General features: G+C 34.9%; 13 protein-coding genes. 10 read left to right on the plus strand and 3 right to left on the minus strand.

All coding sequences use genetic code 11. From position 1 onward, the window contains the following. Window positions 1-8: 8 nt before the first annotated feature. Complete coding sequence (gene minC / locus PSF09_RS06615) at window positions 9-710, minus strand: septum site-determining protein MinC (protein ID WP_210839209.1); 702 nt, start codon at window positions 708-710, stop codon at window positions 9-11. A gap of 129 nt (window positions 711-839) precedes the next feature. Here minC and PSF09_RS06620 point away from each other — a divergent pair, with 129 nt between their 5' ends. The 10 genes from PSF09_RS06620 (at window position 840) to PSF09_RS06665 (ending at window position 10874) form a co-directional block, all read left to right on the plus strand. After that, window positions 840-1109, plus strand: a complete 270-nt coding sequence (locus PSF09_RS06620) for a YcgL domain-containing protein (RefSeq protein WP_210839207.1) — start codon at window positions 840-842, stop codon at window positions 1107-1109. Between the two features lie 48 nt (window positions 1110-1157). Then, entirely contained in the window at window positions 1158-2246 is a 1089-nt protein-coding gene (locus PSF09_RS06625; RefSeq protein ID WP_272683649.1) for a lytic murein transglycosylase, read from the plus strand. 19 nt (window positions 2247-2265) lie between these two features. Continuing rightward, on the plus strand, window positions 2266-2922 hold the full coding sequence (locus tag PSF09_RS06630) for a fumarylacetoacetate hydrolase family protein (protein ID WP_272679718.1): 657 nt from the start codon (window positions 2266-2268) through the stop codon (window positions 2920-2922). 20 nt (window positions 2923-2942) lie between these two features. Continuing rightward, window positions 2943-3383 carry a YcgN family cysteine cluster protein gene (locus PSF09_RS06635; protein ID WP_210839203.1) on the plus strand — a complete coding sequence of 147 codons (441 nt, stop codon included), beginning with the start codon at window positions 2943-2945 and terminating at the stop codon, window positions 3381-3383. 466 nt (window positions 3384-3849) lie between these two features. Next, a complete protein-coding gene (locus PSF09_RS06640) occupies window positions 3850-4059 on the plus strand; it encodes a hypothetical protein (protein WP_004910742.1) in 210 nt (69 codons plus the stop codon). A 91-nt stretch (window positions 4060-4150) separates the two neighbouring features. Next, complete coding sequence (locus PSF09_RS06645; protein ID WP_272664956.1) at window positions 4151-4384, plus strand: putative hemolysin; 234 nt, start codon at window positions 4151-4153, stop codon at window positions 4382-4384. A 1587-nt stretch (window positions 4385-5971) separates the two neighbouring features. Then, window positions 5972-6550, plus strand: coding sequence for a fimbrial protein (locus PSF09_RS06650; protein WP_210840339.1), 579 nt, complete (start codon window positions 5972-5974; stop codon window positions 6548-6550). 110 nt (window positions 6551-6660) lie between these two features. After that, window positions 6661-7362, plus strand: coding sequence for a fimbrial biogenesis chaperone (locus PSF09_RS06655; protein WP_272664955.1), 702 nt, complete (start codon window positions 6661-6663; stop codon window positions 7360-7362). A 9-nt stretch (window positions 7363-7371) separates the two neighbouring features. After that, window positions 7372-9852, plus strand: coding sequence for a fimbria/pilus outer membrane usher protein (locus tag PSF09_RS06660; protein WP_272664954.1), 2481 nt, complete (start codon window positions 7372-7374; stop codon window positions 9850-9852). Beyond that, window positions 9843-10874 (plus strand): fimbrial protein, encoded by a 1032-nt coding sequence (locus PSF09_RS06665; RefSeq protein ID WP_272664952.1) that lies wholly within the window; start codon window positions 9843-9845, stop codon window positions 10872-10874. Before PSF09_RS06660 ends, PSF09_RS06665 begins: the two co-directional genes overlap by 10 nt. Window positions 10875-10974: 100 nt before the next feature. Here the strand turns inward: PSF09_RS06665 and PSF09_RS06670 are convergent, their stop codons facing one another. Both PSF09_RS06670 and PSF09_RS06675 read right to left on the minus strand, forming a co-directional pair. Then, window positions 10975-11277, minus strand: a complete 303-nt coding sequence (locus PSF09_RS06670) for a helix-turn-helix domain-containing protein (RefSeq protein ID WP_272664951.1) — start codon at window positions 11275-11277, stop codon at window positions 10975-10977. Window positions 11278-11780: 503 nt separating this feature from the next. Beyond that, the gene (locus tag PSF09_RS06675; RefSeq protein ID WP_210840522.1) at window positions 11781-12401 is read right to left on the minus strand and encodes a DJ-1/PfpI family protein; all 621 of its coding nucleotides are present in this window, start codon (window positions 12399-12401) and stop codon (window positions 11781-11783) included. Window positions 12402-12452 lie beyond the last annotated feature (51 nt).

The following is a 12452-nucleotide window of genomic DNA, read 5'->3' on the forward strand; positions in this document are numbered from 1 at the left end:
AATAAGGTCTAATTTAAATATTCGATATTAAGTTTGTTATCAACTAAACAAAGTTTAGCTGCTTTGGCGAGAAATTCAGCAGGGATTTGATCGCTCAGCCAATATTCACCTGCAATTGAGACCAGCTCAGCTTGCAAATGAGTACAATAAATCTGACTTTCAATATCGCCGGAGGCCCCTGCTAATGCACGGCCTCGCATCACGCCATAAATATGGATATTACCATCTGCTAATAGTTCTGCACCTGCACTAACATTACTTGTGACGATCAGATCACTATTTGGTGCATAAATACGTTGTCCAGAGCGAACAGGGGTATTGATAATACGAGTTTTACGATATAAAGGCTCAGTTTGAACTGTAGCAGCCTGAGGCTCAGGCTGAATCTCAACAGGTTTTTGACTTTTACCTTCGCTTAATATCGGTAAACCAGCATCGTTTGCTTTTTGTCGCATTTGCGGGTTAGTACACCCACTGACCCCAACAATACGTAATCCCGCAGAAACAACAGAACGATGAATGCTCTGTAAATCTGCATTTGGGGATAATTCAGCAATGTTAATTACGACAGGAGCATTTTTAAAGAAATCAGGAGCTTGATTTACTTTATCTTGCAGCGCTTTTTTGATGAGTTTAGGCTCTTCACTGTATAAGTGAATAACTGAAAGAGTAAAACTGCTGCCTTTAAGTTCTATTGGCGATTGTGGCATCTATCCAGACTCAGCAAATTAAAATTTCCGAAACAATCCTCGGGTGAAGATATTCTGTAAAACAATAGCATGTTATAGTTACTATATACTTCAAGCAAGCTAATGAACTAAGAAAAAGAGTTAAATATAATGATTTGTGCAATTTATAGAAGCCCTAAACGTGACCAAACTTATCTTTATATTGAGAAGAAAGATGATTTTTCACGTGTTCCTGATGAATTATTAGCCCAATTTGGCACACCTCAGTTTGCTATGCTTATCTCATTAGATAAGCGTGAAAAGCTTGCCAATGCTGACTTGGCAAAGGTTAAATCTGACCTCTTAGAAGTTGGTTATTATTTACAATTCCCACCTCCGGTGGAAAATTTGCTTTCAGAACACAAAGAACTGAATAACTAGAGCAAATTAAGAAAATCCTGAAAAGCAATGACAGTCTGGAGGAGACAAATGAAACCAACGTTATTATATACATTAGTCGCTGGTTTGTTTTTAACAAGTTGCTCTGCAACACATAACGAATCAATTGTTACTCAACCGATTACAGCAGAACAAAATGCGGCGATAGCCCAAGAAGTCGTTGCTTTAGATCAAGCATTTCCTATTGAACAACGTGAACCATCACAATTTCCGGCTTATGTGGAATTACTGAAAGAACATGCTATTGAACAGGGAATTAAGCCTGCAACCATTGAACGTGCTTTTGCTAATATCCATTTTATTGAGCGTGTAGTGAAAGCAGATAAAGGCCAACCAGAGAAAAGGGCGACGGTGACGTTAGCAAGCTATTTAAAAAACGTATTACCACAATCGCGCATCAATGCAGGCTATGACAAATATTTAGAAAATAGATCCACTCTAGATGCTATCAGTGATAAATATGGCGTTCCACCTCAGTTTATTGTTTCATTATGGGGATTAGAAAGCGGTTTTGGGCGCTCACAGGGTAAAGAGGATGTTATCTCGGCACTTGCGACATTATCTTTTGAAGGACGAAGAGAAGCGCTTTTTAGCAAACAACTTTTAGCCGCGCTTGAGATAATGGATAAAGGTTATATCCCAGAAGATCAACAGCTCAAAGGTTCATGGGCTGGTGCCATGGGCCAGAGTCAATTTATGCCAACCTCTTATTTGTCTTATGCAGCAGATGGTGATGGTGATGGCAAAATGGATATTTGGAATAATAAATCGGATGTTTTTGCATCCATCGCTAATTATTTATCAACAGAAGGTTGGCAAGCTAAATTACCATGGGGTTACCAAGTTAACTTACCTGTAGATTTTAATAAAACGTTGGAAGGCGTAAAAGCGGAACAAGGGAAAACTGTTAGTGAATGGCAAGAATTGGGCGTTACATTACCTGCATTTGCTCAGTTACCTTCAGGCGTAAAAACGTGGGTGGTTATTCCAGATGACCCTGAAGGCAGGGCATTTTTAGTGACCGAAAATTTTCGAACCATAATGCATTGGAACCGCTCGTATTATTTTGCATTGAGTGTATGCATGATGGCAGATGGCATCGCTAATAAAATACAATAACGATAATAGGAGTACTATTATGTATCAACATCGTGACTGGCAAGGTGCGTTACTGGATTTCCCTGCAAATAAAGTTGTTTGTGTTGGTAGTAATTATGCAAAGCATATAAAAGAGATGGGCTCTGCTACACCGGAAGAACCTGTTATTTTTATAAAACCAGAGACTGCCTTGTGTGATATTACTCAATCCATTGTTATTCCAAAAGATTTTGGCGCTGTTCATCATGAAATTGAGATGGCAATTTTAATTGGTATGCCATTAAAAAATGCAGATGAAGATCGTGTATCGCGTTCTATCGCCGGTTATGCAGTTGCATTAGATTTAACCTTACGTGATTTGCAAGCTAAATTTAAAAAAGCAGGCCAGCCATGGGAAAAAAGCAAATCATTTGATGGCTCTTGTCCAATTTCTGGTTTTATTCCTGTTAGTAGCCCGAATGACTTACAAAATGTTCAGCTTTCTCTGGAAATTAATGGTGAGGTTCGCCAAGAGGGCTCGACGCGTGATATGATCACACCGATTTTACCTCTGATTAGCTATATGTCCCGCTTTTTCACATTACGTGCAGGGGACGTCATCTTAACGGGAACACCTGAAGGTGTTGGCCCATTAGTTTCTGGTGATATGCTGAAATTATCAATTAATGATCACTCGCTGACTACACGGGTTATTTAAGTATAGGATTAATAAGTATTATGTCGCAGTTCTGGCAAGTTAAAACGTTAGATGAAATGACGGATGAAGAATGGGAATCTCTCTGTGATGGTTGCGGGCAATGCTGCTTGCACAAATTAATGGATGAGGATACAGATGAAATCTATTTTACTAATGTCGCTTGCAATCAGCTAAATCTAAAAACTTGCCAGTGTAAGCATTACGAAGACCGCTTCAGTTATGAAGCGGATTGCATAAAACTTAATCGCTATAACTTAGAAACATTTGAATGGTTGCCAGGTACTTGCGCTTACCGCTTGTTATTAGAAGGAAAGTCACTCCCGGCCTGGCACCCATTAAAAACCGGTTCTAAAGCGGCAATGCATAATGAAGGTGTGTCCATTCGCCATATCGCGGTCAGAGAAATTGATGTGGTGGATTGGGAAGAACACATTATGAATAGGCCGAAGGGTAGAGGGTAGTAGTATCCCTCTATGGTACAGTAAATTATTATGGAAATATCGTTGCCAACTGTAGGCTTACTTGCCATTCTAAATATTGCTATTTTACCAGCAATAATTTCTTTTTTTGGAAAGTTTAGCCAAGCTGCATCGATGATAATTTATTCATTTTAATTGGTGCATTATAGTGGGTTAAATGAAAGTAAAGAATAATCACATCACAACAAGGTGTGATTTTTAATTCTATTAATCATAGAAATTTTCAATGAATATTCAATATTACCTTCTAGTTATTAGTTTTATCAGACTCAAAATTCTAACTGCATGAAAATCCATCTTTAAAACCGACCACTCACAATATTTATGTGCTATAGCTTAAAACTATCATATTTTTATTTGAGGAAAATTGTGATTTGTGACCTCCCATTTTGCTTTTATCAAGATACTTAGCTAATCTATTTTTTCAAGAGTAACATGGGGGATGGAAATGAAAACATTTGGTGTGGTACTCACAATTATAGGTCTCATTACCGCGATTATTTCTTACAATATGGATGTAAGTATTCCTATCGTTTATGGGGAGAGTGTGAAGGATTCAGGGCTAGCATTTGATAGGCAGAATTATATTATTGGCAGTTTGCTAATTGCATTTTTTGGTATTTTGATTGTTCTTTTCGACAACAAGAGGCGTAAGTAAAATGAGTTTTATTTTTTAATAAAATCAGATTATATTCATCTCATTCCATAATAATAAATGAATGTTCCAAATTAACTAAAGAATATTTCTTATGAAGAAAATACTTATGTTAGTGAGTTTAGCTACTATTTCCGGATGTGTTTCCAATACAACCGCAATTGAGTCAAAAGCGGTAGGCATGGCCAATCCTGCTTCTGTGTATTGTGAACAAATTGGGGGGAAATTAGAAATTAAGATAACAGAGAAAGGGCAAGTCGGATACTGTATCTTACCTTCAGGTGATAAAGTAGAAGAGTGGGCTCTATACCGCCAGAACAAACATTAATCAACTACTACAGCGAAAACTTATTTAAGATTTTGCTGTAGTTCCAATCTAACAGTTCCAATCCAATAATATTTCTATTTTGTGTTAATTATTTCTTCAAATTAGCCGATATTGCTACAGGCGGTATGCGTATTTTTGTCATTCGATCAACTAGATAGCAATGGTAATACACAGGACTAATACTTATTAGGCTCATCATAAGGGTAGTTGCAATATTTTGATGGCTTCATATAGATTTAGTAAGGATGACCTCATCTGTTTATGGCAAATTATTGATATAAAATATTTTTATCCATTAATGTCTCATAATCGGTAAATTGTTGTACTAAAATAGAAACAGCTACCTTATGTTATGTAATTGCTAAATAAATTAGTCTTATTAGGGCGATTGATTTACCAAAAAGACGTTAAACTGTCTGCCAGTGGATAAGTAATAGAGCAAAACAGCATCTTTTAGCGATGACTTTTTGGATTTGATCACACTTTAACACACGTAATGAGTGATTTAGGAATATTCTTAATTTCAAAAATTGATGTGTAGATCACATTTCTGTAGGGTGTTCGTTTTAAGAAAACCTCATTATTTTCATGAAGTTATAAAACAAGAAAATTGACATAACACAGTTTATAGTTTGTACAGTTAATCGTGTTTTCTTATCCTATATCAAAAATAATGATAATTTTTTTTAACATAGGCTCGGCTAAATAATTTGGTATTTTGGTTTTTACTACAATATCAAGTTGAATGAATAAAGGATTATATTGCGATTTTATCGCTATTTCTTCTATCGCTTTTATTTCCCACATTCCATTTATTTTTTAATTTTGATTAAAATCGACATTTACCTCGCTAAAAATCACATTTTTAAATTTTAATAATGACCAAAGCAGACTGTTAATATAAAAGAGCGCTTATACACCCATGGTGTGTTAATTTGGCATTCAAGCATAATAATTCGAAATTTAATATTTGTAATTGTCAGGTGTTACATATCTTCATAGATAAATAAATATTAATTAAATTAATGTTTTAGTCTTTAATTGATATTCATTATTAGATTGATGCTGTGGATATTTTGCGACAAAAAGTATCAAAATGTGAATTAAAATATATATTCAATCTGAATGTAACGATTTTCTTTGTTTCTAATAATCTTTATTTTTTAGTTTAGTTGATTTAAAAAAATAAAATTTAAAACAAAGCGATATTAAAGTCCAAATATTAAGCTTTGTGCGAGTAAATTAGTGGAATCAATGCATTAAAAAACTCAATCAATAGATCATTTTTAATAGCCTGGGACTATCAAAAAATTAATAAGTGATGGAAAAAACGATTTAATTAAATTTAAGTTATTATGTATCCTCTCTTCGAAATCATATCGTGCATATGATTATAAATTCTAAATAGGACTAATTAAGAAAGATATTTACTTGCATTAGTAAAAATGGTTTAAAAATGAAACATAAATGACTAACTGTATTCAATATGCGGTGGAGTTTTTATTTTTCTTTATTTACCAATTAATTAAATAAAAGCTTAATAAGTTCTTTAAATGTAAGAATAAAATCTCATATTAGGAAATGAAAATGAAGAAAGTACTACTGACCGCTGTTGCTACAGCAATCATCGGCTTATCAACAGCTAACGCAGCAAATAAAGTTGGCGGTGGCCAAGTTAACTTTAACGGTAAAGTAACTGATGTTTCTTGTACTGTTTCTGTTGACGGTCAAGGTAGCGATGCAAGCGTATACTTAGCACCAATTTCATTAGAAGAAGTTCAAGCAGGTGGTAAAGGTACATTATTAAAACCAAAAACATTTGCAATTGATGTGACTAACTGTTCTGCAACATCAGTTGGCGGCAATGCTAAAACGATCGGTGTGGTGTGGACTGGTGGTAACTTATTAAGTGGTAGCGAAAAATTAGGCTATTTAGCGAATACCGATTCTACTGGTGCGAAGAATATCCAATTTGTTTTATCGGCTGATGACGCTAAAAAATTCATCGTACCAGGCGGCGACAAACAACAGCCATCCGAGCTTATTACTCAAATTGACCAAGGTTCACGTTTCCAATATTACGTAGGTTATATCACCGATAAACCAACAGAAGTTACTGCAGGTGAAGTTAAAAGCTACGCAACTTACGAAATCACTTATCAATAAGAATAGGTTGGTTGTTTTAAATTAGTGTTATTAGACGTTGCAGTAAAACACTAATGGATATTATTGCAATAAGCGGTAGAACACTGCCGCTTTTATGTTTTGAGGTTTAAATGAAAGCTATCGTATTAGCATGTTGCTTTATCTTCAGTATTAATTCGTTTGCTAACAATATAATTGTTAATGGTACGAGATTTATTTACCCTGGAGATGAGAAAGAGATCACCGTACAACTTTCAAATACAGCAGAACGTCCAGCGGTTGCTCAAGCTTGGCTTGATACAGGTAATGCATCAGAAACACCTGATACGATAAAAACCCCATTTCAAATTACTCCTCCTGTTTCTCGAGTAGAAGCAAAAGGTGGTCAAAATTTACGCATAAAGTTAATGGATAAAGGGCAAATTCCTCAAGATAGGGAAAGTTTATGGTGGCTTAATATTCTAGATATTCCGCCTACTGTAAAAGGTAAAGATGGGGAAATGCAGAATGTTTTACAGCTAGCAATTCGTTCTCGTTTTAAATTCTTTTACCGACCTGTTGGGCTAGGTAGCCGAGAATTAGCACCTGAACAGTTAGTTATCAAAACAAATGGTAAGAATATTGCTATTGAAAATCCAACACCTTTTTATATTACGGTCACAAAAATATCCATCGATGGAAAGGTTGGTCTCACAGATAAAACTGTTTTGATAGAACCCAAAAATCAAACATTAGTTGAATTAAAGCAGGCAATTAAGTCTGGCAGTAAGGTTGTTGTTAACAATATTAATGACTATGGTTCAGATGTTGCGGTGACTCTAACTGTAAAATAGGAATATATAATGAAACAGCGAGAGTTAAACAATAAATATAGCAATACACTCTCTGTAGTCTGCTTTATTACGTCATGGATTGTTCCCGTATTCCATGCCTCAGCTGAAGAAGAAACCTATGAATTCAATAGTGGCTTTATTATGGGAAGTAAAGACAACGTTGATTTAGACCGTTTTAATGCGACAGGGATTAGTCCAGGAAAGTATTCAGTTGATGTATATACGAATAATGATTGGAAAGGGCGTTACGAACTTAATTTTGAAGAACAAAAAAATAAACAATTAGGGGTTTGTTATACCCCTGAGTTACTTTCAAACTTAGGTATTGATACTGAAAAATTTAATCCATCAATTGATAAAAACAGTGCTACTTGTCTGCCGTTGAATGAGTGGAACAGCGACAAAGAAGTTAAAGATATATTTCATACGTCGACACTACGTTTAGATATTTCTGTACCGCAAATTTACGAACAAAAAATTTCTCGGGGTTATGTTTCTTCGCAATTTTGGGAAACAGGAATTCCTGCATTAAATATTGGTTATATGGCTAATTACTATGATAGCCATATTAGTGGAAACCAAGGTTCAAATAGCTCTAGCGCCTATTTAGGCGTTAATGCTGGCTTGAGTTATGATGGTTGGCTATTGAAACATATAGGAAATTTGGGTTGGCAGCGTTCTACAGGTTCTGAATGGAATAGCAATCAAACTTATCTGCAAAGGCCTATTGCCGCACTAAAATCAAAAGCGACTATTGGGCAGTTTTATACGGATGGTAATTTATTCGATAGTATTGGCTTAAGAGGGGCTAAGCTAACAACGGATGACAATATGTATCCAGATGGAATGACAACTTATGCCCCTGAAATTCGAGGGATCGCTCAAAGTAATGCCTTAGTGACGATTCGGCAAAATGGCAATATTATTTACCAAACAACCGTGTCTCCTGGGCCATTTAGTTTAAATGATGTTTACCCATCGGGTTATGGTAATGATTTGAATGTTACAGTAAAAGAGGCTGATGGTAGCGAGACTAATTTTAGTGTGCCATATTCTTCGTTAGCACAATTATTACGTCCAGGGTTCACGCGTTACCAAATAGCGGGCGGTAAATCTGATTCTGAAAATTTAAGAAATCGTCCTTTTGTTGTGCAAGCGACTCTTCAGCATGGGATTAATAATACATTTACCCTTTATGGTGGGGTCACTGCTTTTGATGATTACCAAGCTTATTTGTTAGGAAGTGGTATTAATACTGGGATTGGTGCGGTTGCAATTGATGTAACACAATCTCGCATTGTATTTAATCACCGTACAGATTATGGGCAAAGTTATCGTTTTACATTTAATAAGTTATTCACTGAAACAGACACAAATCTTGTGTTAGCAGCATATCGATATTCAACGAAAGATTATTACAATATTAATAATGCACTTTATGCTATTGATAACGATAAACGTGGCGTTGTCGATACATTAGGGCGTGAAAAAAATGGTTTCAGTTACACTATTAACCAAAATTTACCTGAAGGTTACGGTGGAATTTATTTCATGGGGCGTATTTCAAGTTATTGGGATAAGTCAGGAACAGAAAAACAATATCAACTAAGTTACAACAATAGCATCAATCGCCTTTCATATGGTTTGTCATTTATGAGGGTGTATACACAAAATAGTCATGATAAAAAAGATGACAGGATCGGTGTGAACTTGAGCATTCCTCTTTATTGGGGAGAGAATCAGGTGTCTACTTTAACGTCTAATACTACATTTAATAATGAAAAGTTCGGAAGTAGCCAAATAGGTACCAGCGGTACGTTTGACCGTGATAATAATTGGACATACGGAATCAATACCTCAGTTGCAAATGGTGGTGCGAAAAATATCGGTCTTAATACTAGCTACCGTACATCGTCGGCCAATACAAATGCGAATTACAGCCAAGGTGAAGGTTATCGTCAATATGGTATAGGCGCAAATGGGTCATTAGTTTTGCACTCCGGTGGAATAACGCTAACGCCGAATAATGCAACCACAATTGCATTGATTGAGGCGAAAGACGCAGAAGGTGCATCAGTGGTAGGGGCGATGGGGACGACAATTGATAGTCATGGTTATGCTATTGCGCCTTATGTAAGAGCTTATCGCACTAATAAAATCGAAATTGACCCGAAAGGCAGTTCTGAAGATATTATTTTTGAAAATATGTCATCACAGATAGTTCCTTATGAAGGTAGTGTCGTTAAGGTTAAATTTGGTACTAAGATTGAAAAAAATGTGGTTTATAGCGTTAAAAGATCTAATAACAAACCACTACCATTTGGCGCTAATGTGACAGATCAAAAAGGTGAGGCAATCGGTATTGTTGGGCAAGGTGGTATGGTGTTCATTAGCAGTGAAATTACAACTGATGCCATTATTACGTGGGATAAAGGTCAATGTACATTCTCATTAGCTGCAGGAAATAGCAAGGAAGTTCTATGTCAATAAAAAATCAATGGGTTTGGTATATTGGGGTAGGGTTACTATTTACCGCAAATGGAGTTTCTGCAAATAATGGACGCCCTGGATACATCTATATGAATAGTTGCGAAAGAACAAGTCAGCCGGCATATAGAGTAGATATGAGACTTGGAAAAATTGTTGTAGATCCTAACCTTCCGGTTGGTAGTGTAATTAAAACACAAGATTATTCAATGAATACCAACCAAACCTACCTCTGGTGTCGTGGAAAGGTGAATATTGAGGCTGAAGTGGTCATGCCTGATTTACGCGATATTGGTGGGAAAATTTACCAAACGAATGTTGAAGGTATTGGTTTAAAATTCCACCGTTCATCGGGTCGTCAATACTCAATGACTTACCCAAGCACTTTTCCTTTAAATGTAGGGAATTATGATACGAGAGTTACATTAAATGATTCCGTTTTCACATTAAGCTTGATCAAGACAGCCAAATATACTGGAACAGGAACATTGGCAAGCGGAATTTATACAACTTATGGATATAAGCCTAATAATAATCCATATCTGGTAAGTTATTTGGATGCAAATGCTATTACTATCGTTTCGCCATCCTGCCAAGTGACAAGTGGTGAAAATCAAAATGTAATGTTAGACCCTATAAAACGAGTTCAATTAACAGCGAGAGACCAGCCTGCTGGTGAAAAAGATTTTACCATAAAATTGAAATGTAGTGGCGGTACTAGTTTTACAGGTAAGACTAATATTGATGTTACTTTTAACGGGATAAAAGCGACAGGAACTCAAGTAAATGGTGTTTTAGCAAACCAAAGTACCTATAGCCCAGCAAAAGGAATTGGTGTTCAAGTTATAGAACGAAAAGATAAAAGCCCAATCAATTTTGGCCGCCCATATCGTGTAGCATCATTAAATAATAATGATACAAAAGATATCGATATAGAACTTATCGCTCGTTATTTTCAATATGAAGATAGAACTTCACCCGGTGAAGTTTATGCTCAAATGCGTTTTGATATTACATATGATTAATTATTAAAAGTATTTTATTTAATAATAAAGGCTGACTTTATATTTAGAGTCAGCCTTTATTTTATATTCAAAATGATAATTCGTAGTTATTATAGAAGACTTATTTCAAATCAACAATTATACTTTCAGCAACATACTGTCGTTCTTTATTGATATGTTCGGATTCATCATTTTTTTCATTTTTTAATCCACTCGTATAACCTTGGAAAAACCATTCAATGGGGCAATTTAGCGCTTCAGCGATATCAACTAAATGATTGATAGGTATTTTATTAATTCCATTCTCATAACGTGAGATTTGCTGTTGACTTAAATTTAATTTATCAGCTAAATTAGCTCCAGATAGACCGAGTTCTTTTCTCCGGTTTTTTATTTTAATGCCTATTATAGTATGAATGTCCATATGACATCCTCAATTTATATGAAGGGTTATTATTTAATGCACTTAATTAAAATTACATTTGATAGTATATTAAAAACTAAAGTATTTTAAAAGATTTAATGAACATAAATATGATGAAAATCGCGATTTAGAGCTTTAAACATTAATAAACAATAACATCATTTATAGTAAGGGATTATAACGAAAATAAGTAAAAATAGCGAATGCAGAATTCATCAAACTAAGATTGTTAAAATAAGAATTAATATTAACAAATTCAAATTGATACTTAAAATTTAATTGCTATAAAAAAATGATTATTTCCTTTGTTTTCAATTGGTTGCTTTCTTTTTGGGATGTGTAAGATTGAGGATGTAAAGTTAAGTTATAAGAGTAAATGTTAATTTTTTGTTTTTTTATAGGTTGGTAGGGTTATTATTTGAATAATTAAAGATGACTAATAAATAAATCAATAATATTTATTAACTATCAAATAAGTTGATTTAAATAAAACCATAAACATCTTAAATGATTACTTTTGAAAAAGGGTCATGATTAGCATCTTTATTCCATATATACTCCATTTTAAGAGCAATATTATTTGCAATGTCTCGGTTATAAAAATCGCAGATAATCTGTAATGACATATCAATACCTGCACTAATACCAGATGAGGTATAAAACTTATTATCATGAACCCATCTTGCTTTAGATTGCCATAATACCTGGTCATTGAGTGAAGTTACCCACTGATAAGCGAGCTTATTTGTTGTAGCCTTAAAGCCGTTTAAAAGGGATGTTTGAGCAAGAAGTGCGGAACCAGTACAAACTGAAATGACAGTTTCCGCATACTCAACCTGTTTTTTCAGCCACTGAATATAATCATCATTCTGCGATAATGAGCGAGTACCTTGTCCTCCAGGTATTAAAATATATTGATAACATGGGGTAAGTATAGGGCGTGTATTGACTGTAACTCCTTGAGAGCTGGTCATAGGTTTCCCTGAAGGTGAGATAAATTCAATTTGGCAATGTTCTAAACGGCCAAATACTTCAACAGGTCCCATAACATCAAGGGTTTCAAAATTATCAAAAAGGATAATTGCGATAGAATTTAGCTGCATATTTTTCTCAAGTTTAGCCATTATTAAACATATTTTCCCATGATCTATATTTAATTATTGGGATTTTGTGCG

The sequence above is a fragment of the Providencia sp. PROV141 genome, from assembly GCF_028481645.1.
Taxonomy (GTDB): Bacteria; Pseudomonadota; Gammaproteobacteria; order Enterobacterales; family Enterobacteriaceae; genus Providencia; species Providencia rettgeri.